Below are 24,631 nucleotides of genomic sequence, written 5' to 3'. Positions count from 1 at the left end.
CATTTCGATGCGCGCCAATTTCAGAATGCAACGGCAGTTTGTCGCCGCTCCCCTCTCCAAAGGTGTGGCGGCGGAGGCGACGCCGGACCAATACAACTACCTGGCCAATGTGCTGAGGATGGGCGACGGCGCCGAGATCCTCGTCTTCAACGGCCGCGACGGTGAATGGAAGGCGAAGCTTTCGCTGCCCACCCGCAAGCGCATCATGATCGTGCCCGAGGAGCAGACGCGGCCGCAGCCGGAGCCTTCCGACCTTCATTACCTCTTCGCGCCGCTGAAAGTGGGGCGGCTGGATTATCTGGTGCAGAAGGCCGTGGAGATGGGAGCCGGCGTGCTGCAGCCCGTGATGACGCAGCACGTGCAAGGCAAGATCAACAATCTCGACAAGCTCCGCGCCAACGTCATCGAGGCGGCGGAACAATGCGGCATTCTCGGCATCCCTGACGTGGCAGAGCCGGTGCGACTTTTCGACATGCTCGACGGATGGTCGAGCGACCGGCGGATCATCTATTGCGACGAGGGCGACGCCGGGCAGAACCCGCTGCCGATCTTGAACGCGGTGAAGGAGCGGAAGCTGGCGCTGCTCGTCGGGCCCGAGGGCGGTTTTTCCGAAGACGAGCGCGCGCGGCTGCGCAGCCTCGATTTCGTGACCGCCATTCCGCTCGGGCCGAGAATATTGCGCGCCGATACCGCAGCCGTTGCCGCCATGGCAGTGATACAGGCGGCACTCGGCGACTGGAACCAATAGCCGCGTTGGCAACGGGCCACACTTGCTGGTATTTTTTTGATGGCTGGTTGAAACAATTTCACTTGCAACATACCTGCCAGCGGTCCTAATCACCCTTCCTACTGTCCGGATACTTTCCGGGCGTTTCCCGAATACAGGTTACTTGAATGGCTCGCGATACCACCGACCAGACCCCGCTCTCTTCGGTTCAGGAGCTGACCGATTATCTTGCGGCGGGAAACAAGCCGGAAGAGAAGTTCCGCATCGGCACCGAACATGAGAAGTTCGCCTTCTTCCGCGCCGATAACAGCCCGGTTCCCTATTTCGGTGACAACAGCATTTCCGGCCTGCTGAAGGGTCTGGAAGCAAAGAGCGGCTGGGAGCCGATCCTCGACGGCGAGAACATCATCGGCCTTTCAGAGCCATCGGGCATGGGCGCCATCTCGATCGAGCCGGGCGGGCAATTCGAGCTCTCGGGCGCGCCGCTCGAAAACATCCACCAGACCTGCAAGGAATCCAACGCGCACCTGGCCGTGCTGCGCGAGATCGCTGAGCCGATGGGCATCCGCTTCCTTGGCATCGGCGGCAGCCCGAAGTGGACGCTGGCCGAGACCCCCGTCATGCCGAAGTCGCGCTACGGCATCATGAGCCGCTACATGCCGAAGGTCGGCACGCAGGGTCTCGACATGATGTACCGGACCTGCACGATCCAGGTGAACCTCGACTTTTCGTCGGAAGCCGACATGCGCAAGAAGATGCGCGTTTCGATGAAGCTGCAGTCGCTGGCAACGGCTCTTTTCGCCTCCTCCCCCTTCACCGAAGGCAAGCTCAACGGCCTGCAATCCTGGCGCGGCGATATATGGCGCGACACCGACAACAACCGCTCGGGCCTGCTCGACTTCACCTTCCGCGACGATTTCGGCTTCAACGACTATGTTGAATGGGCGCTCGATGTGCCGATGTACTTCATTGTCCGCGACGGCCGCTACAAGGACTGTACCCACATCACCTTCCGCCAGTTCATGAACGGCGCGCTGAAGGGCGAGATCGCCGCCTGGGAGCCGACGATGGGCGACTGGACCAACCATCTCTCGACGCTCTTCCCCGATGTGCGCCTGAAGCGCTTCCTCGAAATGCGCGGCGCCGATGGCGGCCCGTGGCGCCGCATCTGCGCGCTGCCGGCCTTCTGGGTCGGGCTGCTCTACGACGCAACGGCACTTGAGGCCGCCGACCAGCTGACCAAGGACTGGGGCTTCGACGAGGTGAACGCGCTGCGCAACGCGGTGCCGGCCGAGGGGCTGAAGGCCGCATTCCGTGGCCACACGCTTTACGATACGGCACGCGACGTGCTTGCCATTTCCAAGGCCGGCCTCAAGGCGCGCGGCAAGCTCAACAGCGAAGGCCAGGACGAGACGATCTTCCTGTCGCCGCTCGATGAGGTGATGGCCAAGAAGGCGACGCTGGCGGAAGACCTGCTGGCGCTCTACAACGGCCGCTGGAACGGCTCGGTGGAGCCAGTATTCGAAGAGTACCAATACTAGGTCGAGGCTCTAAGCCCTTCTGCAAAAAGCGGTTTGCGCATTCCTTTTTCCGGCTATAGTGACGCAATCATGCGTCGCGAACCGGGAAAGGGCTTTTCCATGCTGCCACTCTTCGACATGATGATGCAGGCGCAGAACGGCGCGGCGATGGACGCGATCTCCAAGCAGTTCAACCTGGCGCAGGAACAGGCGACGCAGGCAATGGCCGCGCTGATGCCGGCTTTCTCGGCCGGGCTGAAGCGCAGCAGCAGCAACCCCTACGATTTCATGGGCCTGATGCAGGCGGTGTCGTCAGGCAACTATGCCAAGTATTTCGAGGACATGAGCAAGGCATTCACGCCGCAGGGGATCTCCGACGGCAACGACATCCTGGCGCAGCTCTTCGGCTCCAAAGAGGTGTCGCGAGCAGTTGCGGCGCAGGCCGCGCAGATGACCGGGATCGGCCAGGAAATCTACAAGCAGATGCTGCCGATCATGGCCGGCACACTGATGGGCGGGCTGTTCAAGCAATCGATGGGGCAGATGAACGCGCCGGTGAACCCCTTCGTCAACACGGCGATGGGCGAGAGCATCCAGCAGTGGCTGCAGGCAACCGGTTTCGCACCGAAGCAGGCGCCGACGCCGCAGCCGAGCATCTTCGACAATCCGTTCACGCAGGCGATGCAGCTGATGTTCAGCGTGCCGAAGCCGGAGCCTGAAAAGGCGGCACCGGCCAATCCCTTCCTCGACAATCCCTTTACCAAGGCATTCCAGGAAATGATGGGTAGCTTCGCCCAGCCCGCGCCGCAGAAGCCCGCGGAAGCGCCGAAGGCCAGCGAGAAGACGGAAAAGGCGCCCGAGGCATCGAGCTACATGGACATGCTGAACACCATGTTCGACAGCGGGCTCGAGGTGCAAAAGGGCTACCAGAAGAACATGGAAGCGATCTTCGAGAGCTATATGCCGAAGACGCCGCCCTCCTCCCCCAAGCCATAAAACGCGCATAAAAAAACCCGGAGACGACTGGGAGGTCGGCACCGGGCAAGAGGCAGGGTTATTGGCTATCACCCTGCGGGGAAAACTGGTTTCGGCTCAATCCTGATTAAGCCGATGAAGCGAATTACGGCCGCGATTGCGCGCGGACCGCGTCAGCTGATCCGACGGATCCTCGAAGAAGGTCGAGGCCAGGAAGGCCGCGTCGAGATCAGCCCGCGAAAGGCCGATGTCCTTCAGCTGGTTGTCGTCGAGCTCGTGCAGCGCGTTGATCTCCATACGATTGCGGAACACGCGCAGTACGGATGCCAGCGTTGCGAAACCGGCGACGAGACGCTGCGAATAGGTCTTGGTCGCGGGGTTGCAGTCGAGTTCTAATATCCGGTCTGTCGTGCGCATGGGATGATCCTTTCATGGGCGCGCAACAACCCGCCCTTTCCGCGCGATCAGGCACGGAGAGGCAAGTTGGTTTTCGAGCGGACAGGCCGATTTGCCTGTCCATCACTTTGATTGATTTGCAGCCACAAGATGCCAAAGGGCTATTGATCAGTCCAACGAATGTTTCTAATGATTATCATCAGAGATGTTTATAGGTGAGAACTATGGCCGCGCCTCTTGATATTGACCAGCTGCAGACCTTCATCGCCATCATCGATTCCGGCAGCTTCACCAAGGCCGCCGACCGGGTCTACAAGACGCAATCCGCCGTTTCGATGCAGATGCGCCGCCTCGAGGAGCGGATCGGCAAGCAGCTGTTCATCAAGGACGGCCGCGGCAACCGGCTGACCGTCGAGGGCGAGAAGCTGCTCAACTATGCTCGCCGCATCATCCGCCTCAACAACGAAGCGATCGCAGCCTTCGACGATAATCGGCTCGAAGGCACGCTCAGGATCGGTACGCCCGACGACTATGCCGAACGCTACATGCCCGAGATCATCGGCCGCTTCGCCAAGACGCATCCGAATGTCGAGCTCTACATCGTCTGCGAACCGTCGGTCGATCTGGCCGAGCGCATGCACAGGGGCGAACTCGACATCGCGCTGGTGACGCATAATCCGCGCGTGCGCATGTCGGACGTGGTCAGGACCGAGCCGCTCTGCTGGGTCGGCTCGGCCAACCATCCGATCCGCGACGACGCGCCGGTGCCGCTCGCCGTCGGGCGCCGCGACTGCCCGTGGAGACAGACCGCCATAGCCGCGCTCGACGCGGGCGGGCGCGAACATCAGATCCTGTTCACCAGCTGGTCATGCACCGTCATCGCGGCGGCGGTTCTCTCCGGGCTTGCCGTCTCGACCATGCCGGAATCGGCGTTGCGCACGGGCATGAAGGTTCTGACGCAGGCGGACGGCTTCCCGGCGCTCCCCCCGGTGCAGATCGGCATCATGAAGCGGCCAGGCGTTTCGATCTCGCTGATGAACGCGATCACCGCGCACATCACCGCCTGCCTCGACAACATCACGCCTGCCGTGGTGGAGGACAATCTCGACGCGGAGGTGAAAGGCACTTACGTGCGCGCGCAGCCGCGGCTGAAGGTCGCGAACACCGTTACCAGCTGGTAATTGGCACGAGCTGGCAATTGGGATCAGCCGGCGACCAGCTCCGCCGGCATGGATGTGAAGAAGGACCTGCGCACGAGCGACTTGCATTCCTGCAGGATGCGGGCGGCGAAGCAAGGGTCGCTCGTCACCGCAAGCCTGACCGACGAACCGATCAGGTGGCTGAAGAGATAGGTGCGCGCTTCGCTATCGACATTGCTGAGTTCAGGCGCGATCCGCTGGGTGGTTTCGCGAAAGATCCGGGCGATGCGGCTGTTGTGCTCCACATTGAGCTGAGAGAGGTCCTGGTCGGTCTCCGTACCGAGCCAGACACCGAGGCTCGCGGCGTCATTGCGATAGTCTTCATAGTACCAGTCGATGGTCGCCTCGAGCACATCGAGCGCTTCCGGTACGGATTGCACCGACGCGAAGGCGTCCGCCACCCTTGCTCGGATGGCAAGCGAATGGCGGTCGAACAGCGCTTTGACGATCGCCGCCTTCTCGGGGAAATACTGATAAACCGAGCCGATCGGCACATTGGCGGCAACCGCGAGTTCGGTCATGCGCATGGCGCCGACACCCTTGGCCGCAATCAGCTCCGAGGCGGCGGACAAGATCAGGTCCAGCCTCTGAATACTGCGTTCCTGTTTCGGCTTCCTGCGGAGGCCAATGCGATCGAAGCTCCCGACGTTCATGTCGTTCCCCATCCCTCATATTCGCAGACCGGACATTGCCCAAAACCGGCCCTTTTGGCCGATATGACATGCAGGTCTTCATGAGGCGTAAACAGGATAGGTTGTATTTTATCGACCGGCAAAAGCTCAACCAAATCGAGGTGATACGCCCTGATTTGGTCGGTTTTTCGAGGGTAAATTTACGCAGTTTTTGCGGAAAGAACGCGTCGCATGGCGTGTAAGGCGCTGCCGTCACTCCCCGGGATCAGCAAGGCCGATTCGCGGGGAGCGAGGTGGCCGGCTCAGCCGTTCGGGAACATGATCCAGACCGCAAGCCAGACCCACATGACGCCTAGCACGAGATAGCCTGCGGCAAAGAGCGGGCTTCGGTAGCGCAGGTTGTTGCTGGTGACGTGGACGAAGGCGTGGACATAGCGCAAGGCGACGAAGATCCAGGCAAGCACGAGCGCAATCAGGTTATCCGCCTCGGTCATGTAGAGAAGGATGCAGCAGGCGTAGAACAGCACCGGCAGTTCGTATTGGTTAGCGAGGCTGTTCTTGACGATCAGGCTTTCGGTCGGCTCGCCGCGGTTTTCGCGATAGTCGGATGCACGCACCTTGCCCGACTTCAGCATCTTCTGGCGACGGTAGCCGAGCAGCATGTAGAGCAGGTAGACCAGCGCCGCATGGGCGATGATGGGCCAGAACATCTCATAGCCTGTCATTCCGGTCATACGCTCGTCTCCTTTGCCAGTTTTCTTTTGGTGTCAGAGCTTTAGAGCAAACGAACCGGGGTTTCCAGTGTCGGTTTGGCCAGTGGCGTCAGCGATCCCTTGGCGGCACGATGCGGTAGACGAGGAAGCGCAGGATGACGATGACGCAGACGGTGAGGCTCGCGAATTTGAGGCTCGACGCCCATGGCAGCAATGCCGCGGCGAAGCTCCACTCGGCGCCGCCGGCGAAAAGGTTGTCGGTCAGGATGTTCTCGGCGTAATCGGAGAAGCCGTAGATGAAGGGCAGCACATAGATCGCGGCGATCATCAAGGGATGCATCGGGCGATTGAAATAACGGCCGGCGGGACGCAGCTTGGCGAGAACAGTGAACAGAAACGCCGTCAGCACGAATGGCAGGATCAGATCGGGTCCGCGATGCATGGCGACAAGCAAGTCGCGCGCTTCCGGCTTTCGCTCGAGCAAGCCGCGCATGGCGTCGATATCGCTCGCATCATAGCGACCCAGCCGCGCTTCGAGCATCGCGGCGTGGGTCATATCCTGAAACGGCAGGACGTAGCCCAGGAGCATCCAGATGAAGACACCCAGGGAGATGGCCGCGAGCAGCGCGACGACCGAGGTCGGAATACGGCTGCTCGCGTCGTTCATCAGGCGCCGGAACCCGGGTAGTTCGGGCTTTCGCGGGTGATGGTGACGTCGTGCGGATGGCTTTCGCGGAGGCCGGCGCCGGAGATGCGCACGAAGGTGGCGCGTTCCTGGAAGTCCTTGAGGTCCTTGCCGCCGACATAACCCATGGCAGCCTTCAGGCCGCCGGCAAGCTGATGCAGGACGCCGGAGACCGGGCCCTTGTAGGGAACCTGGCCTTCGATGCCCTCGGGAACGAGCTTCAGGGTGTCGCGCACTTCCGCCTGGAAATAGCGGTCAGCCGAACCGCGGGCCATGGCGCCAACGGAGCCCATACCGCGATAGGCTTTGAAGGAGCGGCCCTGGTAGAGGTAGACTTCGCCTGGGCTCTCATCGGTGCCGGCAAGCAGCGAACCGATCATGACGGCGGAGGCGCCGGATGCGATAGCCTTGGCGACGTCGCCGGAGAACTTGATGCCGCCATCGGCGATGACGGGGACATCCTGGGCGCGGGCCGCTTCAACCGCCGACATGATGGCGGCGAGCTGCGGAACGCCGACGCCGGCGACGATGCGGGTGGTGCAGATCGAGCCCGGGCCGATACCGACCTTAACGGCATCCGCACCTGCATCGATCAGCGCCTTGGTGCCATCCGAAGTGGCGACATTGCCGGCCATGACGCGGACGGAGTTGGAGAGCTTCTTGACGCGCGCGACGGCGTTCAGAACGCCCTGCGAGTGGCCATGGGCGGTATCGACGACGAGCAGGTCGACGCCGGCCTCGATCAAGCGCTCGGCGCGCTCGAAGCCATCGTCACCGACGCCGACTGCGGCTGCGGCACGAAGGCGGCCCTGCGCATCCTTGGAGGCGTTCGGGTTGAGCTGCGACTTCTCGATGTCCTTGACGGTGATGAGACCGACGCAACGGCCCTCTCCATCGATCACCAGCAGCTTTTCGATGCGATGAGCGTGCAGCAGGCGCTTGGCCTCCTGCTGGTCGACGGTTTCCTTGACCGTGACGAGACCCTCGCGGGTCATCAGCTCATAGATTTTCTGGGCGGGATCGGAAGCGAAGCGGACGTCTCGGTTGGTCAGGATGCCGACGAGGCGGCCGGACTTTTCAACGACCGGAATGCCGGAGATGCTGTGGATCTTCATCAGCGCCAGCGCATCGGCGAGCGTCGCATCCGGGCCGATGGTCACAGGGTTGACCACCATGCCGCTTTCGAACTTCTTGACCTGGCGGACCTGCTCGGCCTGCTCGACCGGGGTCAGGTTCTTGTGAATGACGCCGAGGCCACCAGCCTGCGCCATCGCGATCGCCAGACGGCTTTCGGTGACGGTGTCCATGGCGGACGAGATAATGGGTATGTTGAGTTCGAAATCGGTGGCAATGCGCGTCGCGACGCTGGTCTGGCCCGGAAGGACGTCGGAGTGACCAGGCTGCAGCAGCACGTCATCGAAGGTGAGTGCGTCTAAACCGGTCGGCGTTTCAATGATGCGAGCCATGGCCAATTCCTTATAAAAGAAAAATGCACCCTCACCCGGAACGTCTTATCCGCACCGGCGATGTGTAAGGTTGCTTTGGAAGTTGGCGAGGGCTGGTACCACGTCTATGGCGTTAAGGGAATAGTAAAAAATGTGGCCGGCCGTGGGTGGCGTCGGGATGGCGACGGCGCTGTAGAGGCGCTCGCTGTAAGGACGGATACGACAGGTCAAAAGCCGGCTTTCTTTCAGCGCACCCCGTTTTCCGTCCTCATCCCTGTGCTCGTCACAGGGATCCAGCGCGCTCAAGTCCTTGAGCGCAATAGACTCTTCTCGCCGCGCCGACGCGCGTCGGCTGGATTCCTGTGACAAGCACAGGAATGAGGGCGGAGATGGAGGAACGCGCCCTCCCTCCGAAAAACACCTCGCAAAAACACGACAAGCCCGGCGCGGTGGCCGGGCTTGGTATGGCTGCCATGCAGCAGGATCAGAGGTCGAACTGGTAGGTCTTGGGTACGAAGCGGTAGCCGCTTTCGTAAACCTCGGCGTAGCCAACCGACGGGAACGGCATGTGGTAGCCGAGGAACGGTACCTTGTCTGATGCGATCATGTCGAACACCTTCTTGCGGGTGGCGGCTGCCTGAGCCTTGTCCATATCGAAGCGGACTTCCCAGGTCGGGTTCTGCAGCGACAGGATATAGTGGTTGGCGGTATCGCCGGTGGCGATCAGGCGCTTTCCATCCGACTCGATGTTGAAGATCATGTGGCCGGGCGTGTGGCCGGGGGCCATCATCGCGGTGATGCCGGAGGCGATCGTATCGCCTTCGCCGATGAAGGTCATCTTTTCGGCAAGCGGCGCGACATTGGCGAGCACCGCCTTGTGGCCGCCTTCGGCCGGCGTTCCCTCGCGGGCCTTGTCGGTCCAGAAGTCGTACTCGGTCTTGCCGGCGACGTAGCGGGCCTTGGCGAAAGCAGGCTTGCCGCCTTCCATAAGGCCGCCGATATGGTCGCCATGCAGATGGGTGAGCGCGACGATGGTGATGTCATCAGTCGAATAACCGGCAGCCTTGAGGCCGGCGGCGAGTTGTCCATTGCCCTTGGCGCGGCCGCTTTCGCCGAAGCCGGTGTCGACAAGGATCACGTCCGAGCCGGTATCGACCACGAAGGGCGCGAAGGTGTTGACGAACTTGTCCGTCGGCAGGAAGTTCTTGGCGAGCAGCGCCTGAACGGTCTCCGGCGTCTGGTTGGTGCCGAAAGTCTCATTCGGCTTTTCGCCAACCACGCCACCGTCCTTGACCACGGTGAACTTGAAGGAGCCGAGCTTGAACTGATTGAACTGGGGCTGCGTCGTCGCATCCATCTTGGTGTTATCTCCGGTTGCGGCCATCACGGCCGTCTCTTTCAAAATCATGGGCGCTGCCAGCAGGCCAACGCCTGCCGCTACAAACGCGCGCCTGTTCATCCCCATCGAAATCGCCATGTTCCATTCTTTGTAATAACGCACGGCGCATTGGCGCGCCGCCCCCGTCGTCATCGCGGATCACCGTTTATCGCAATCCGCTGAAACGAACATATGTCAATTCCGCGCGTTAAAATCCCTGAACCATCCGTCTCACGCAGACGTGATGCATTCGCATTTCCTAAGATGAATGCGCACTTGGCAGATGCCGGTGCGAGGACTAAAGAGCAGTTGCTTCCAAGCCGCCTTTGCTAGACCCCCAAGGCTTTCGCGCATGAACCGCATTGTTCCCCTGATCCTTGCCGTCGCGCTCTTCATGGAGCAGATGGATTCCACCGTCATCTCGACCGCGCTGCCGGCGATCGCCAACGACCTGCATGTCGGACCGATCACGCTGAAGCTCGCGCTGACATCCTACATGGTGTCGCTCGCTGTCTTCATCCCGATCAGCGGCTGGATGGCGGACCGGTTCGGCGCCAAGCGCATCTTCCGCCTCGCCATCTGCGTCTTCGTTGTCGGCTCGATCTTCTGCGCGATCTCGTCCGGCCTGATCGAATTCGTCGTTGCCCGCTTCCTGCAGGGCATGGGCGGAGCGATGATGACGCCGGTTGGCCGCCTGGTGCTGTTGCGCACCACAAAGCGCAGCGATCTGGTTTCGGCCATGGCGCTGCTGACCATCCCGGCGCTGGTCGGGCCGCTCGCGGGACCGCCGCTCGGCGGCTTCATCACCACCTATTTCACATGGCACTGGATCTTCCTGATCAACGTGCCCGTCGGCATCATCGGCGTGTGGCTGGCAACGATCTTCCTGCCTGAAGTCGAGGCGACGGCGCCGCCGAAACTCGACATCACCGGCTTCGTGCTGACCTCCTTTGCCGCAGCCGGCGTGGTCTTCGGGCTCTCCGTCGTCAGCCTGCCGGCGCTGCCGCCGATCATCGGCATCGCGGCGACCGCGATCGGCATCGTCTGCGGCGCGCTTTATGTGCGCCACGCGAGACGGCATCCGGCGCCGATCCTCAATCTGCAGCTCTTCAAGAACCCGACCTTCCGGGCATCGACGACAGGGGGCACGCTGTTTCGCATCTGCATCGGCGCCATGCCTTTCCTGACACCGCTGATGCTGCAACTCGGCTTCGGGCTGACGCCGTTCCAATCCGGCCTCATCACATTCGCCGGTGCGATCGGCGCGATCACCACGAAGTTCATGGCCAAGCGGGTATTCGCGGCCGTGGGCTTCCGCTCGACGCTGCTGACGGCAGCAGGCGTGACGACGCTGGTGACTGTGACCACCGGCTTCTTCACGCCGACCACGCCGCATCTCGTCATTATCCTAGTACTGTTGATCGGCGGCTTCTCGCGCTCCTTCTTCTTTACCGGCGTCAACGCGCTTGCCTATGCCGATATCGACGATGCGCAGGCGAGCCAGGCGACCTCGATGAGTTCGGTCATGCAGCAGATCAGCCTGGCGCTCGGCGTGGCCGTGGCCGCGGCGATCCTGGAGACCTCGATCTTCATTCGCGGCGAAGCGTTGCAGGTGGTGGACTTCCACATTGCCTTCTACGTGATCGCGGTGATGACCGTGGTCGCGACCATTCCCTTCATCCGCATGGACAAGCATGCCGGCGCGCTGGTCTCCGGGCATCGCGTCAAACCGCTCGCGCCGAGCGTGCTGGAGGCGGAACAGCAGGCGGTGAAGTAAGCGTCCGCAGCCCTTATTCGGCGGCCGGCTCGGGCGCCTCGCAGACGGCGCTCAGCTTGTTGCCATCGGGATCGCGCACGTAAGCCGCATAGAAATTGGCGTGGAAGGGGCGCAGCCCGGCTCGCCTTCGCTGACGCCGCCGGCTGATATCGCGGCGCGATAGAAGGCATCGACATCCGCCCGGGTCTCGGCCGCGAGCGCAATCATCGTGCCATTGCCATCCGATGCGCGGCGACGGTTGAAGGGGGTGACGATCCACAGCCGGCAGCGGATGTCGCCATCGGCGGCGTAGCCGATCTCTTCTTCCGAATAGCGCTGGCGGCGGTAGCCCAGTACGGGGAGCACGACATCATAGAAATGCCGTGCCTGGTCGATGTCGTTGGTTCCGAGCGTGACGTAAAGCAGCATTGATATCCGCGGTCATTCCGGTCTTGGCCCAATGATGGGCCGTCTTGGGAGTGTCATACTCCACCCGGAATGCGCCCGAAATCAAGCCTCCGTTTCGTCGGCCGCAGCTTTGCGTCCCTTGAAACCCTTGGCGAGCAGGAACATCTCGACGGATTCGGCGCGCGAAGACGCCGGCTTGACGTGGACGACCTGCTTGAAATTCTGCTTCAGCAGATTGAGCAGGTCCTTTTCCGTGCCGCCCTGGAAGGTCTTGGCCAGGAAGTGACCGCCCTCGCCCAGAACCTCGATGGCGAAATGCGCGGCGACTTCGCACAGATGCATGGTGCGCAGATGGTCCGTTCTGTGGTGGCCCGTGGTCGGCGCAGCCATGTCGGAGATGACGAGATCGGGTGTACCGCCAACCGCTTCCATCAGCTGGTCGGGTGCTGTCGGATCGAGGAAGTCGAGCTGCAGAATCTTGACGCCGGGGAGCTGCGCCATCTCCAGGAAGTCGATGGCCGCGACGCGCACATCCTCATCCGTCGAGCCGGTGACCTTGGCGGCGATCTGCGACCAGCTGCCCGGTGCGGCACCCAAATCGATGATGCGGCGCGCGCCCTTCAGGATGCCGTGCTTCTCGTCGATCTCAAGCAGCTTGAAGGCGGCGCGGGCGCGGTAGCCTTCGAGCTGGGCGCGCTGCACATAGGGATCGTTGATATGGCGCTGCAGCCACTGGCGCGAGGACGCCTTCATCTTCTTGTTCTTGACGCGCTGGCCGAGCTTGCGGCCGGTGCGGTTGCCCGCAATGGTTGGCTTGGTCATAGCTGATCCCTTATTTGCCGCGTTGGCCGCGGCGGTGGCGATGGCGCCGCCAGACGCCGTCATCCGCCATCATGTCTGTGAGAAGGCCTTCCCTCAAGCCACGATCGGCAACGCGCATGCGCGGGCTCGGCCAACGGCGGCGAATGGCCTCGAGAATAGCGCAGCCTGCCAGCACCAGATCGGCGCGATCGGGCCCGATGCAGGGATTGGCGGCGCGGCTGGCGAAATCCCAGGAGAGGAGCTTGGCCTGCATGGCCGATACCTCATCATCCGACAGCCAGATGCCATCGACCTTGCGCCTGTCGTAGCGCGGCAGATCGAGATGGACACCGGCAAGCGTGGTGACCGTGCCCGAGGTGCCGATCAGGTGAAAATCGCCGAGATCGCCATCGATGACGGGGCAATCGAAACCGGAGAGCATGCCCTCGACCTCAAGCACCATGCCTTCGAAGACATCCGGCGTGACATCGCGTCCGCCGTGGCGCTCGGACAGGGTCACGACGCCGACGGGAAGCGAGGTCCAATGGGTGATGTGGTTGGCAAGTCGGCTGAAGCGGCTGTCGCCGATGCGGATAACCGCAATCTCGGACGAGCCGCCGCCGATATCGAAGAGCACGACGGAGCGCGTCTCGCGCCCGACTAGCGAGGAGCAGCCGGAGACGGCCAAACGCGCCTCGGTCTCGCGATCGATGATCTCAAGCTCGAGCCCGGTCTCGGCAACAACGCGCTGAAGGAACTCCTCGCCATTGCTTGCCTGGCGGCAGGCTTCGGTGGCGATCAGTCGCATGCGGCGGATCTCGCGGTTCTTCAGCTTGCCGGCGCAAACGCGCAGCGCATCGACGGCGCGGTCCATCGCGTCATCGGACAGACGCCCGCTCGCCGCCAAGCCCTCGCCCAGGCGCACGATGCGCGAGAAGGCATCGACGACGCGGAACTGGCCCGGGCGGGTCGGCTGCGCGATCAGGAGGCGGCAATTGTTGGTGCCAAGGTCGAGCGCGGCGTAGAGCTCATCCGGCCAGGGATGAGCGGAAGCGGGCCGTTCGCCGCGCTCCTGATGATGACGCTGGACACGATTGTCGTTTTCGCCGCGCGCTTCCTGCGCGGGACCACGGCCGACATTCGGCTGATTCGCGGGCGCCTGCGCGGGCTGATGGCCTGATGGCTTTGTCTGCGCCAGCGGCCGACCCTGCAGGCCGCGCTTGCCGCGATGCTTGCGGCGGCCGCGCTTGCCCGAAGCCGCGTCGCCATCATGCGCGCCCGCGCGATTGGCGGATGCGACCTGATCACCCTGTTGCTGCTGTCTTGGAGCACCCTCGCCCGATGCACCGGAGCCGCGACGGCGGCGCTTGCGCTTGCGGGCCGATGTCTCGGCCGCAATGTCCGTTGGACGTGCATCCATTGGGCGCGCTGCCTCGCCGGCAATGCCGGAGGGGGCATGCGAAGCGGCCTGAGCTGCATTGCGGGATTGCCCGCCACGCTTGCCCTTGCGGCGCCTGGATTTCTTGCCATCCTTGCGCGCTGCCGCCGACGCCCCGTCAGATTGCGACTTAAAGCCGCCTTCGGGGTCTTCCACGTTGTTTTTCCACCGCGCCGCGCAAGTCCTGAAGGATGAACTCCTGGAGGTATGCTGCTGGCGCTCGTTCGATTTTGCGTTGGCGCGAAGATACCAGCGCTCGGCCAAAACGACAAATTCTTTTTCCCAACCCTCAAGAATCCGCCTTTTCCAACACTCCACAACGCCGTTCAATTTTTTTTCAAACAGCTATTTGCATTCCGCGATGATTTGGTTATAAGCGCCGCACAGCAGCCAAGCACGCTTCGGCAGCGACTGCTGGGGAATAGTTCAATGGTAGAACGACGGACTCTGACTCCGTTAATCTTGGTTCGAGTCCAGGTTCCCCAGCCAAATTTATTTCTCCAAAGTTAGATAAATTACTTCACTGGGCCAACACCGGTGTTTCCTGCTGCAACGCTTTGGTTTGCCGTGAGATCGCATCTGTTATCTCCAAAGCCGCTAGCGCTGCGGCGGCATTCAAAATCAGAGCGAATGCTTCTAACAACCGCCAGCTAGCCGGCGTTGTGGTCCGATGGGTCGCTCACCGTAGGCCTTTCATTTTTCCGGAGTTCCTCACGCGTGGTTCCAAAGGTTGGATTGTATTTTCGAGCTTCTTCAAGACCGACAGCCGATATCCGATGTTTAGACACATGGTCCCTTCCAAAGACATCCCTGATCTTAATCTTTATGGCGACTCGGCCGCGCGCTGGCGATGGAAAACACCCGCCCCAACTTTCTCTCTGCTCGAAATAAACAACTCCACTAACTGACCTCCCAACATCAAGAAAGGTATCTACGCGGACAGGCGAAATGGAGTTCTGTTGGGTCAAGAATGGATAGACCTTGACACTGTCACCGATGCTCACTTGAAAATCAGATAAAGAGATGGCCTGCTCCTCAAGCCAGAACCAGCCAATCCGGTATTTTATCCATGCCCAGCTAATTGGCCGCAAATGCCAGTGGTATCCTACAGATATATTATCAATACTCGATGCTGCCGACCCGACGTTTGACACTTTCAAGTATAAAGCAATGCAGGTCGTATGCGCTTCAAACCTGTCGTGCGTTCTTCCAGTAACAAACGTACAAGAAAAAGTTGGACCACAAATTAGATTCACGGCTAATTTCGGCCGCCTCCTAAGCGTAGAGAATATTCCGCTGAACCAGCCGTAAGCCGCCGTTATTAAGAATAGCGCAAGAGAGAGTATCCCCTGGTTGTCGTTCAGCCATCCAAATGTTTTATCGACATATTCCAACTTGAAAATATCTTCCATTATAGACTTGCCCCACTTCAGGGACTCTTATCCATGATAGCAGCGTGAAGTCCATGCGAGCTGGAAAGCTGTGTCTATTCTCAAGCAAGGTTCTTCATCTGAACCTACCCCATCACCCCCGCCGCAACGTAAAATACCGCTGCGCCGTTTCCGCCCTGTTTCGCAGCGCCGGTGGGAACGCGTATTCGCCGCAAACCTCGAACACGAAGCCCGCCTTCACAAGCGTGTCGGTCATCACGTCGGTCAGCTCCGCCGTCGTGCGGTAGATGGCGTTGTAGACTTCGTCGAGTTCCTCGGAAAAATGCTCCTTCAGCGTCAGGCGGACGTCGAGTTCGGAGAGGGATTCGCGGACGTAGATCGTGGCGTTCGGGGCCGCGAGCTTGGCGATCATTTCGAAGGTGTCGTGGACGGCTTCGTCGTTGAGATAGATGAAGAGGCCGGTGATCAGGAAGAAGTCGAAAGGCGGTTGCAGCTTGAAGTCTTCGATTGCGATCCGGGGGACTTCGACGACCTGGAACTGGACGTTTTCATCGTCGCCGATCTCGGCCTTGGCGCGGGCGATCAGTTCCTCGGAGAAATCGAAGCCGAGATACTGGTTGCCGTTGTTGTTGTAAAAGGTGGCGAGGCGGCCGGCGCCGCAGCCGAGTTCGAGGATCTTCGACGGACGTTCGAGGCGCGGCAGGAGATGCGTCTTCTCGTGGATGTCGCGATCAACCGCGATCGTCGAGCCCTCGGATTGCAGCATCACGGCGTTGACGGCATTGCCTTCCTTTTTGGCGCGACCATTGAAGAAATCGCGGACCTTCAAGGCATCGATGCTTTCCTGGTCCTTGTATATGCGGCTCATGCTCGGTTCCGTTTCGTGACTGTTTGCTTGAAGCATGTCGGTGTCGCAAAGCCGCTGCGCACTCTTGCGCGACATGCTTCAGCCGGCCAGCGCCTGCAGATTGAAGTAGTGGAGATTGTCCCGCGCCAGCGCCAGGTCCTGCTCGCTGTCGATCTCGTAGGCGATCACTTCGTGGGTGCGGATCGGCAGGAACTGCCTGAGGTGCTCATAGACCGCCGTGTTGCCGATATCGGCGAAATAATCGACCGGCAGCCAAGCGATGTTGGCCCATTCGTATTCGGTCGGGTCGTCGCGGCGGAAGCTTACGGCAAGGCCATTCTCGCGGGTCAGGAACACGGCGTCGCGGGTCTTGGTCTTGGTGATGCCGAGCTGGGCCACGCCGGGCTCGCAGGAGGCGAGGAAGGCTGCGAAGCTTTCCGGCTCGACCAGCATGTCGCCATCCATGAACAGGCAATCGCCCTTGATGTAGCGGCCGCCGAGCTCGTAGCTGTGCAGCGTCGTCGTGCTGCGGAAGCCGGGGTTGCGCACGACGAGCACATCCGGGCGGATGGCGCGGATCGTTGATATGACGGCCTTTTCCTCGAAGCCGACGATGACGCGGACATCCTCGACATCCTTCAGCAGTGACAGCAGATGCTTGATGATCTTGACGCCTTCGATCTCGACGAGGCACTTCGGCTTGCCATGGCCCAGACGCGAGCCGAGGCCGGCTGCCGCGATTACAGCGTGTTTAACAGACGGCATAGCGACTTCCCATCGAGAGCGACATAGTTGGACACGGAGACCAGCGCGTCGGGCGCGCCATGCAGGCCGGTAAAGGCGATGCCGATATCGGCGACGTCGAAGAGCGGCACGTCGTTAAATCCATCGCCGATGGCGACGAGGCGGTCGAACTCGTCCTTCAGCTCAAGGCCGGCGACGTTCTTGCGCATGACCGTGTCGAGGCCGGTGATCCAGCCGTCTTTTTCGGTCGTGGCAGTCGAGGTATAGAAGCGGCAGCCGAGGCGCTCGACCAGCGGCGCGATCCAGAGATCGAGATTGCCCGTGACGACGAAGCAGCGATCACGATTTTCGCGGATGAACTGCTCGATATCGGGATCGAACTCGACCTCGGAGACGATCGACTGGATGCGATCGAGGCCGGCGCTGCGCAGGATGGCGAAGCGCAGGCGGAAGGAATCCTCGAAGGGGATCATGCCGGACATGGTGAGTTCGGTCAGGAGCCGCATCTCGGCCTCAAGGCCAAGCTCGGAGGCGATCATCGGCAGGAGCTCGGCGCGGGTGATCGTGCCATCGAGATCGAAGGCGAAGCCGGTGCCACGCTTGTGGCCGGGAACGGCACCCGTGTCGTTGGCGGCGGGCAATGTCAATGCATGCTGTTGCGCGCGGTACATGATCAGGACCTCGACGTCTGTATATCGGCTGCGATGGAATCAAGAATGATGCTGGAGGCCGGCTCGGTGCGCGGGAGCAGCACCTTCAGAAGCTCCTCGCGCTCCTTCACCAGCTGCCAGGCCTTGCCGTCCTTGTAATCGAGCGCCACCTGGCGCAGCTGATTGAAGGTTTCGACGCGGTGGGCGGCGCGTTCGGCAAGCCGGCCCAGCGCGTTGAAGGCGGCATGAACGCCGGAATCGATGAAGATGAGCGGCTTTTCGAAGAGGTGGTATTCGGTGAGGAAGGAGACGCCGTCGGTGATCATCAGATCGGAGGCATCGAACAGCTCACCATAAGTCCCTTCGCGAATGGCGCAGTTGGGCAGCGCCGACCACGCATCGAGATAGCGCTGATAGGAATTGTCGCGGAAGAGGCCACTCTGCTCGGCGCCGAACGCAAGTGCGGGATGCGGCTTCAGCACGAACTGGATATCCTTGGCCGAACGGGCCCAGTCCAGCATCTGCTTGTAGATCTTATGGAAAACGCCAAAGCCGAAGCCATTGACGGCCAGCGAGTGGTGCGGCGCCCAGACGACGCGGAAGCTGCGTCCGTTCGGCTCGGCGATCGGCCACTCGCCTTTGCCCTTGGCCTCCATCAGCTTGTTGAGCTTCGGATAGCCCGTCAGCACGAACTTGTCGGGATCGGAATGCGTGAAAGAGCGGTAATAGGACTGAGTCAGCTCCGTCTCGCAGAAAACCTTCCAGGCAAGACGATGATATTGCTGGTCGTAGTTGTCGCGATAGGCTTCGTCGTCTTCGCTTTTGGCATCCGGGTTAGCAAGCACGCCCATGCCATAAGGCACGACGCAGATGCGCGCGAAGGTGATCTCCATCGTTCTGAGGCCATGCGGCACCGGAGAATCCCACTGCTGTTGGCGGAACACCACGTCGGGCATCAGATTGCGCAGGATGTCGAGCGCATCGAAGGAATGCATATCGAGGCGGATATGGGGAATGCCGAGCGCGGTCAGCCCTGCGTGGACCTCCTCCTCGCCCGCGAACTCCGCCACGCCGAGCTGGCTGTTGTCGATCGAGACGACCATGGGGTGATAGCGATCGTCCTCGGTCATCGCCCAGTATACGTCGGCCAGTGCATCCCACATCGGGATCGACTGGACGATGAAGACGCAACGGATCTTCGGCGTCGCGGGGCCAAGGCGGCGCAGCGTCAGATGGCTGACCTGCTTCAAGACGTGCATGCCGACGCCGAGGCTGCCGAGGCGCGCGTCGAACTTGGTCAGCACTTCCTTGGTGAGCGGCACCTTGTCGTGATTGTTCAGCTCGATCGCCGTCTTGACGATCTCGTTCATCTGCTGCGGCAGGGCGGTGAGCTGGGAATGGAATGTCTGCAGCAGCTTGGCGATTTCGAACTGGACCGAGCCCTGCGTATCGATGCGCTGCGTCAACTCTTCGATTTGCGCCTTCAACGATGCCAATTCGGCAAGGGTCTCGGCCGAAGAATTGCTTGGCTCGGTCTTGGGCATTCAAATCGCCTTCGTACATTGCAAAACGGCATTCAGCCGAACGCAGGTCTGCTTCTTTATCCGCAAACCCTAGGCCGGGAAGCTTTCGCCAAACTGGCCTGAATGCCGGCTTTTGCCGCCTGCCACGACCGCCGAACCCACCAGCGCATTTATAAGATTTTTATATTGGCGGCTTTTTCCGCGTCTCGAACCTTAATGCGCTTCGGCCGCATATTGATGGCCGGGCGATCGCAAGATCTTGCCCGAGACACCAGGGACAAGTGCGCGGACCAACCGGTCGGCGCCGGGTCTCCATTTCGAAAACAATTCAAGGAGTGATGGTCGATGATCGACATCGTTCTGCTCGGCATCACGATCTTATTCTTCGTGCTGTGCCTCGCCTACACCAAAGTTTGCGACAGCCTCTAGCGGGAGAAACACAGTGATATTCGACTATGTCCTCAGCGGTGCCGTGACCGTGTTCCTCACCGTCTACCTCACCTATGCCCTCATCCGCCCTGAGCGATTCTGATCTCTCATAGCGCCGGGTATTGAAAGTTAATCAAGATGACCCTCAACGGATGGCTTCAGATCCTGCTTTACTGCGGGATCGTTCTCGCGCTCGTCAAACCGCTCGGCGGCTACATGACGCGTGTCTTTTCGGGCGAGCGCACGCTTCTCTCACCCGTCCTCGTTCCGATCGAACGGGGACTTTACGCATTATCGGGCACCAGCGAGCGGGAAGAGCAGCACTGGACGACCTATGCGATCTCGATGCTCGCCTTCAATCTCCTGGGCGCGCTGGTGCTTTACGCGCTGCTGCGCCTGCAGGCGGTGCTGCCCTATAATCCCGCCGGCATGGCCGCTGTCGGGCCCGAGCTCTCCTTCAACACCGCCGTCAGCTTCGTCAGCAACACCAACTGGCAGAACTACGGCGGCGAAAGCACGATGTCCTATCTGACGCAGATGGCAGGACTGACCGTGCAGAACTTCGTCTCGGCGGCCACCGGCATTGCCATCGCGCTTGCCTTCATCCGGGCGTTTTCGCGCGCATCCGGCAAGGCGGTTGGCAATTTCTGGGTCGATATGGTGCGGGCCACTTTCTATATCCTGCTGCCGATCTGCATCGTCATGACGCTTGTCTTCGTCGCACTCGGCGTGCCGCAGACGCTTGGCGCCTATGTCGAGGCGACCACGCTCGAAGGCGCCAAGCAGACGATCGCGGTCGGCCCTGTTGCCTCGCAGCTGGCGATCAAGATGCTGGGCACCAATGGCGGCGGCTTCTTCAACGCCAATTCCGCGCACCCGTTCGAAAACCCCGATGCGATCTCCAACCTGATCCAGATGGTTGCGATCTTCGCGATCGGTGCCGCGATGACCAACGTCTTCGGCCGCATGGTCGGCAACCAGAAGCAGGGCTGGGCAATCCTCGCCAGCATGTTCGTGCTCTTCCTCATCGGCGTAGGCGTCACATACTGGGCAGAAGCTGCCGGCAATCCGCTGATGCATGCCTTCGGCCTTGAAGGCGGAAACATGGAAGGCAAGGAAGTGCGCTTCGGCATCACGCTCTCCTCGCTCTTCGCCGTCATCACCACGGCAGCGTCGTGCGGCGCGGTCAACGCCATGCATGGCTCGTTCACGGCGCTCGGCGGCCTGATCCCGCTCATCAACATGCAGCTCGGCGAAGTGATCGTCGGCGGTGTCGGCGCGGGCTTCTACGGCATCCTGCTCTTCGTCATCATCGCGATCTTCGTGGCCGGCCTGATGGTTGGGCGCACGCCTGAATATCTCGGCAAGAAGATCGAGGCGAAGGAGATGAAGATGGCGGTGCTTGCCATCCTCTGCCTGCCGCTGACGATGCTGGTGTTCACCGCGATCGCAAGCGTGCTTCCTTCGGCCGTCGCCTCGGTTGGCACGGCTGGACCGCACGGCTTCTCGGAGATCCTCTACGCCTATTCGTCCGCCGCCGCCAACAACGGCTCGGCCTTCGGGGGGCTGACGGGGAATACGCCCTGGTACAACGTGACGCTCGGGATCGCGATGCTGGCCGGACGTTTCCTGGTCATCATCCCGGCTCTCGCAATCGCCGGCTCGCTGGCGGCCAAGAAGACGGTTCCGGCCTCGAACGGCACCTTCCCCACGGATGGCCCTCTGTTCGTCGGCCTCTTGACGGGCACCATCGTCATCGTCGGCGGCCTGACCTTCTTCCCGGGGCTGGCGCTCGGACCCGTCATCGAGCACCTGATGATGATCTCGGGCCAGACGTTCTGAGGACATGACCATGCTGATCCGCCACTTCAGGCGCCACAAGCTCCCTGCCCGTTCCGGTCTTCCGGGGCGGGCGGGCAAGACTGGAGCCAGATCGATAAAGGGCTCCGACGTGGCGCTTCTGATGCTGGCCGCCCTGCTGGTTGCGGCCGCTCTCTACAAACTGATTTTCGGCCAGAGCTTCTGATCGGAACCGATATCGATTCACAGAGGGTGCGGTTGGGGAGGGGAATTTCGTTCGCGGAAAACCCCTCCCGCCTGCCGGCCACCCTCCCCACAAGGGGGAGGGTTAAGAGCGCGGCGCCCGCCCCCATTCAATAATTGTCTCAAACGCTGGAGTTCTCTTATGAGCCAGGCAAAATCCGTGAGCATCCTCGATGCCCGCATTCTCATTCCGGCCTTCGGCGCGGCTTTCAAGAAGCTGAACCCGAAGGCGCTTGCCAAGAACCCGGTGATGTTCGTCGTCGCCACGGTTTCGGTTCTGACCACCGTCCTCTTCATCCGCGATCTCGTGACCGGCGGCAGCAATCTCGGCTTCTCGTTCCAGATCAACCTGTGGCTCTGGTTCACGGTGCTGTTTGCCAACTTCGCCGAAGCGGTCGCGGAAGGCCGCGGCAAGGCACAGGCCGATTCCCTACGCAAGGCGCGCACCGAAACGCAAGCCAAGTTGTTGACCGCCAACAATGGCAGCGGCTACCGCATGGTGCCGGGCACCAGCCTGAAGGTGGGCGATCTCGTGCTTGTCGAGGCGGGAGACATCATCCCCTCCGACGGCGAAGTGATTGAAGGCGTTGCCTCGGTCAACGAGGCGGCGATCACCGGTGAGTCCGCGCCCGTCATCCGTGAATCGGGTGGCGACCGCTCGGCTGTCACGGGCGGCACGCAGGTGCTGTCCGACTGGATCCGCGTGCGCATCACGGCGGCGGCCGGCTCCACCTTCATCGACCGGATGATCGCGCTCGTTGAAGGCGCCGAGCGGCAGAAAACGCCGAACGAGATCGCGCTCAACATCCTGCTTGCCGGCATGACGCTGATCTTCGTGCTCGCCACGGCGACGATCCCGAGCTTTGCGGCCTATGCCGGCGGCTCGATCCCGATCATCGTGCTCGTCGCGCTGTTCGTGACGCTTATCCCGACGACGATCGGCGCGCTTCTCTCGGCAATCGGCATTGCCGGCATGGACCGCCTTGTGCGCTTCAACGTGCTTGCCATGTCCGGCCGCGCGGTGGAGGCTGCCGGCGACGTCGACATTCTGCTCCTCGACAAGACGGGCACGATCACGCTCGGCAACCGCCAGGCGACCGCCTTCCGCCCCGTACGCGGGGTCAGCGAGCAGGAACTGGCCGATGCGGCACAGCTCGCCTCGCTTGCCGACGAGACGCCCGAGGGTCGCTCGATCGTGGTGCTCGCCAAGGAGAAATACGCGATCCGCGGCCGCGACATGACGAGCCTGAAGGCCACCTTCGTGCCCTTTACCGCGCAGACCCGCATGAGCGGCGTCGATGTCGAGGGGTCTTCGATCCGCAAGGGTGCCGTCGATGCGGTGCTGTCCTATGTCGACGGTGGTTCCGCCATCGCTTCGGGCAATACGGCGATTGCGCTGCGCTCGAACTCCGACACGGTGCGCGAGCTGCAGGCCATTGCCGACGAGATCGCCAAGGCGGGCGGCACGCCGCTTGCCGTTGCCCGCGACGGACGCCTGCTCGGCGTCATCCAGCTGAAGGATATCGTCAAGGGCGGCATCCGAGAGCGCTTCGCGGAGTTGCGCCGCATGGGCATCCGCACCGTGATGGTGACCGGCGACAACCCGATGACGGCGGCGGCAATCGCAGCCGAAGCCGGCGTCGACGATTTCCTGGCGCAAGCGACCCCTGAGAACAAGCTGGCGCTGATCCGCGAGGAGCAGGCCAAGGGCAAGCTGGTCGCCATGTGCGGCGACGGCACCAACGACGCGCCGGCGCTCGCGCAATCGGACGTCGGCGTTGCCATGAACACCGGCACCGTGGCCGCCCGCGAGGCCGGCAACATGGTCGATCTCGACAGCGACCCGACGAAGCTCATCGAGATCGTCGAGATCGGCAAGCAGCTCCTGATGACACGCGGCGCGCTGACGACGTTTTCGATCGCCAACGACGTCGCCAAGTATTTCGCGATCATCCCGGCGATGTTCCTGACCTTCTATCCGCAGCTGACGGCGCTCAACGTCATGGGCCTGTCGACGCCGCAAAGCGCCATTCTCTCGGCGATCATCTTCAACGCGTTGATCATCATCGCGCTGATCCCGCTTTCGCTGCGCGGCGTGCGCTATCGGCCGATCGGCGCCGGCGCGCTGCTGTCCCGCAACCTGTTGATCTACGGCCTGGGCGGCATCGTCGTTCCGTTCGTCGCCATCAAGGCGATCGACATGGCGATATCAGCCATCGGCCTCGTCTAAGGAGTTACACCTATGCTCAAGCAACTTCGTCCCGCGATCGTGATGATCGTCGCCACCACCGCCATCACCGGCCTCGTCTATCCGCTCGCCATGACGGGCGCGGCGCAGACGCTGTTTCCCGCCCAGGCGAACGGCAGCCTGATTGAGAAGGACGGCAAGGTCATCGGCTCGTCGCTGATCGGCCAGGCCTTCACCGGCGAGCAGTATTTCCACGGTCGCCCGTCGGCGGCCGGAGACGGCTACAACGCGGCAAGCTCCAGCGGCTCCAACCTCGGCCCGACCAGCAGCAAGCTGATCGACCGGGTGAAGGCCGACTACGAGGCCGCCAAGGCCACCAACCCGAACGCGCCCGTGCCGGCCGACCTCGTCACCGCGTCGGGCAGCGGTCTCGACCCGCACATCTCGCCCGATGCCGCGTACTTCCAGGTGCCGCGTGTGGCCAAGGCGCGCGGTCTGGACGAGGCCAAGGTGAAGGCGCTGGTGGATGGCGCCGTGGAGGGTCGGGAGCTTGGCTTTCTCGGAGAGCCTGTGGTCAATGTTCTCAAGTTGAACCAGAGGCTTGATGCTTCTATGAGTGAGTGACGAGCAGGAGGCCGAGCGGTATTTTCAACGCCCCTCATCCCTGTGCTTGTCACAGGGATCCAGCAGCGCCGCGTCTGCGGCGCGGTAGACTCCTTTCAGCCCAAGGACTTGGGCTGGCT

23 protein-coding genes, 1 tRNA gene and 1 pseudogene are annotated in these 24,631 nt (G+C 61.7%); 11 read left to right on the top strand and 14 right to left on the bottom strand.

The features are described 5' to 3' along the window. The first annotated feature begins 7 nt into the window (after positions 1 to 7). The 3 genes from QTL96_RS18975 to QTL96_RS18965 all read left to right on the top strand — a co-directional run bounded on the left by QTL96_RS18975 (position 8) and on the right by QTL96_RS18965 (position 3,243). Positions 8 to 748 carry a 16S rRNA (uracil(1498)-N(3))-methyltransferase gene (locus tag QTL96_RS18975; RefSeq protein ID WP_289728734.1) on the top strand — a complete coding sequence of 247 codons (741 nt, stop codon included), beginning with the start codon at positions 8 to 10 and terminating at the stop codon, positions 746 to 748. Between the two features lie 146 nt (positions 749 to 894). Beyond that, on the top strand, positions 895 to 2,268 hold the full coding sequence (locus QTL96_RS18970) for a glutamate--cysteine ligase (protein WP_289728733.1): 1,374 nt from the start codon (positions 895 to 897) through the stop codon (positions 2,266 to 2,268). 99 nt (positions 2,269 to 2,367) lie between these two features. Beyond that, on the top strand, positions 2,368 to 3,243 hold the full coding sequence (locus QTL96_RS18965; RefSeq protein ID WP_289729145.1) for a DUF937 domain-containing protein: 876 nt from the start codon (positions 2,368 to 2,370) through the stop codon (positions 3,241 to 3,243). Between the two features lie 96 nt (positions 3,244 to 3,339). Here the strand turns inward: QTL96_RS18965 and QTL96_RS18960 are convergent, their stop codons facing one another. Continuing rightward, positions 3,340 to 3,639, bottom strand: a complete 300-nt coding sequence (locus QTL96_RS18960) for a DUF1127 domain-containing protein (protein ID WP_113009985.1) — start codon at positions 3,637 to 3,639, stop codon at positions 3,340 to 3,342. 203 nt (positions 3,640 to 3,842) lie between these two features. On the opposite strand from QTL96_RS18960, the gene QTL96_RS18955 reads away from it, so the two are divergent. Continuing rightward, positions 3,843 to 4,799 carry a LysR substrate-binding domain-containing protein gene (locus QTL96_RS18955; RefSeq protein ID WP_018898533.1) on the top strand — a complete coding sequence of 319 codons (957 nt, stop codon included), beginning with the start codon at positions 3,843 to 3,845 and terminating at the stop codon, positions 4,797 to 4,799. A 23-nt stretch (positions 4,800 to 4,822) separates the two neighbouring features. Here QTL96_RS18955 and QTL96_RS18950 read toward each other — a convergent pair whose 3' ends face one another. The 5 genes from QTL96_RS18950 to QTL96_RS18930 all read right to left on the bottom strand — a co-directional run bounded on the left by QTL96_RS18950 (position 4,823) and on the right by QTL96_RS18930 (position 9,769). After that, complete coding sequence (locus tag QTL96_RS18950; protein ID WP_289728732.1) at positions 4,823 to 5,470, bottom strand: TetR/AcrR family transcriptional regulator; 648 nt, start codon at positions 5,468 to 5,470, stop codon at positions 4,823 to 4,825. A gap of 281 nt (positions 5,471 to 5,751) precedes the next feature. Further along, positions 5,752 to 6,174, bottom strand: coding sequence for an MAPEG family protein (locus QTL96_RS18945; RefSeq protein WP_209189610.1), 423 nt, complete (start codon positions 6,172 to 6,174; stop codon positions 5,752 to 5,754). Between the two features lie 97 nt (positions 6,175 to 6,271). Continuing rightward, positions 6,272 to 6,829, bottom strand: a complete 558-nt coding sequence (locus tag QTL96_RS18940) for a hypothetical protein (RefSeq protein WP_289728731.1) — start codon at positions 6,827 to 6,829, stop codon at positions 6,272 to 6,274. Then, on the bottom strand, positions 6,829 to 8,313 hold the full coding sequence (gene guaB / locus QTL96_RS18935) for an IMP dehydrogenase (RefSeq protein ID WP_289728730.1): 1,485 nt from the start codon (positions 8,311 to 8,313) through the stop codon (positions 6,829 to 6,831). Before guaB ends, QTL96_RS18940 begins: the two co-directional genes overlap by 1 nt. A 463-nt stretch (positions 8,314 to 8,776) precedes the next feature. Further along, positions 8,777 to 9,769 (bottom strand): MBL fold metallo-hydrolase, encoded by a 993-nt coding sequence (locus QTL96_RS18930; protein ID WP_289728729.1) that lies wholly within the window; start codon positions 9,767 to 9,769, stop codon positions 8,777 to 8,779. A gap of 253 nt (positions 9,770 to 10,022) precedes the next feature. On the opposite strand from QTL96_RS18930, the gene QTL96_RS18925 reads away from it, so the two are divergent. Beyond that, a complete protein-coding gene (locus QTL96_RS18925) occupies positions 10,023 to 11,447 on the top strand; it encodes a DHA2 family efflux MFS transporter permease subunit (protein ID WP_289728728.1) in 1,425 nt (474 codons plus the stop codon). A gap of 13 nt (positions 11,448 to 11,460) precedes the next feature. Here QTL96_RS18925 and QTL96_RS18920 read toward each other — a convergent pair. The 3 genes and pseudogenes from QTL96_RS18920 to QTL96_RS18910 form a co-directional block, all read right to left on the bottom strand. Next, a pseudogene (locus tag QTL96_RS18920) lies at positions 11,461 to 11,855 on the bottom strand (VOC family protein). Between the two features lie 81 nt (positions 11,856 to 11,936). Further along, positions 11,937 to 12,656 carry an RlmE family RNA methyltransferase gene (locus tag QTL96_RS18915; protein ID WP_289728727.1) on the bottom strand — a complete coding sequence of 240 codons (720 nt, stop codon included), beginning with the start codon at positions 12,654 to 12,656 and terminating at the stop codon, positions 11,937 to 11,939. Positions 12,657 to 12,666: 10 nt separating this feature from the next. Next, entirely contained in the window at positions 12,667 to 14,229 is a 1,563-nt protein-coding gene (locus tag QTL96_RS18910; protein ID WP_289728726.1) for a Ppx/GppA phosphatase family protein, read from the bottom strand. 259 nt (positions 14,230 to 14,488) lie between these two features. Between QTL96_RS18910 and QTL96_RS18905 the strand changes: the two genes are divergently transcribed. Beyond that, positions 14,489 to 14,562: transfer RNA gene (locus QTL96_RS18905), tRNA-Gln, on the top strand. A gap of 161 nt (positions 14,563 to 14,723) precedes the next feature. Here the strand turns inward: QTL96_RS18905 and QTL96_RS18900 are convergent. The 5 genes from QTL96_RS18900 to QTL96_RS18880 form a co-directional block, all read right to left on the bottom strand. Beyond that, on the bottom strand, positions 14,724 to 15,485 hold the full coding sequence (locus tag QTL96_RS18900) for a hypothetical protein (RefSeq protein WP_289728725.1): 762 nt from the start codon (positions 15,483 to 15,485) through the stop codon (positions 14,724 to 14,726). A gap of 112 nt (positions 15,486 to 15,597) precedes the next feature. Next, entirely contained in the window at positions 15,598 to 16,332 is a 735-nt protein-coding gene (locus tag QTL96_RS18895) for a class I SAM-dependent methyltransferase (RefSeq protein WP_289728724.1), read from the bottom strand. A 78-nt stretch (positions 16,333 to 16,410) separates the two neighbouring features. After that, positions 16,411 to 17,076, bottom strand: coding sequence for an NTP transferase domain-containing protein (locus QTL96_RS18890; protein WP_289728723.1), 666 nt, complete (start codon positions 17,074 to 17,076; stop codon positions 16,411 to 16,413). Then, positions 17,052 to 17,726, bottom strand: a complete 675-nt coding sequence (locus QTL96_RS18885; protein ID WP_289728722.1) for an HAD family phosphatase — start codon at positions 17,724 to 17,726, stop codon at positions 17,052 to 17,054. Before QTL96_RS18885 ends, QTL96_RS18890 begins: the two co-directional genes overlap by 25 nt. A gap of 2 nt (positions 17,727 to 17,728) precedes the next feature. After that, positions 17,729 to 19,249 (bottom strand): CDP-glycerol glycerophosphotransferase family protein, encoded by a 1,521-nt coding sequence (locus tag QTL96_RS18880; protein WP_289728721.1) that lies wholly within the window; start codon positions 19,247 to 19,249, stop codon positions 17,729 to 17,731. Between the two features lie 421 nt (positions 19,250 to 19,670). Between QTL96_RS18880 and QTL96_RS18875 the strand changes: the two genes are divergently transcribed. The 5 genes from QTL96_RS18875 (at position 19,671) to kdpC (ending at position 24,512) form a co-directional block, all read left to right on the top strand. Continuing rightward, positions 19,671 to 19,760: a K(+)-transporting ATPase subunit F gene (locus QTL96_RS18875; RefSeq protein WP_111561755.1), complete on the top strand. Its 90-nt coding sequence runs from the start codon at positions 19,671 to 19,673 to the stop codon at positions 19,758 to 19,760. Positions 19,761 to 19,795: 35 nt separating this feature from the next. After that, positions 19,796 to 21,499 carry a potassium-transporting ATPase subunit KdpA gene (gene kdpA, locus QTL96_RS18870; RefSeq protein ID WP_289728720.1) on the top strand — a complete coding sequence of 568 codons (1,704 nt, stop codon included), beginning with the start codon at positions 19,796 to 19,798 and terminating at the stop codon, positions 21,497 to 21,499. Between the two features lie 10 nt (positions 21,500 to 21,509). Further along, the gene (locus QTL96_RS18865) at positions 21,510 to 21,683 is read left to right on the top strand and encodes a hypothetical protein (RefSeq protein ID WP_162726921.1); all 174 of its coding nucleotides are present in this window, start codon (positions 21,510 to 21,512) and stop codon (positions 21,681 to 21,683) included. Positions 21,684 to 21,842: 159 nt separating this feature from the next. Continuing rightward, positions 21,843 to 23,930, top strand: coding sequence for a potassium-transporting ATPase subunit KdpB (kdpB, locus tag QTL96_RS18860; RefSeq protein ID WP_112944603.1), 2,088 nt, complete (start codon positions 21,843 to 21,845; stop codon positions 23,928 to 23,930). 12 nt (positions 23,931 to 23,942) lie between these two features. Then, complete coding sequence (gene kdpC, locus QTL96_RS18855; protein WP_289728719.1) at positions 23,943 to 24,512, top strand: potassium-transporting ATPase subunit KdpC; 570 nt, start codon at positions 23,943 to 23,945, stop codon at positions 24,510 to 24,512. Positions 24,513 to 24,631: the final 119 nt, after the last annotated feature.

The sequence above is a fragment of the Rhizobium sp. S163 genome, assembly GCF_030380805.1.
Taxonomy (GTDB): Bacteria; Pseudomonadota; Alphaproteobacteria; order Rhizobiales; family Rhizobiaceae; genus Rhizobium.
The sequence above is the reverse complement of the archived record's forward strand: the minus strand, read 5'-3'. Positions and strand labels throughout refer to the sequence as shown.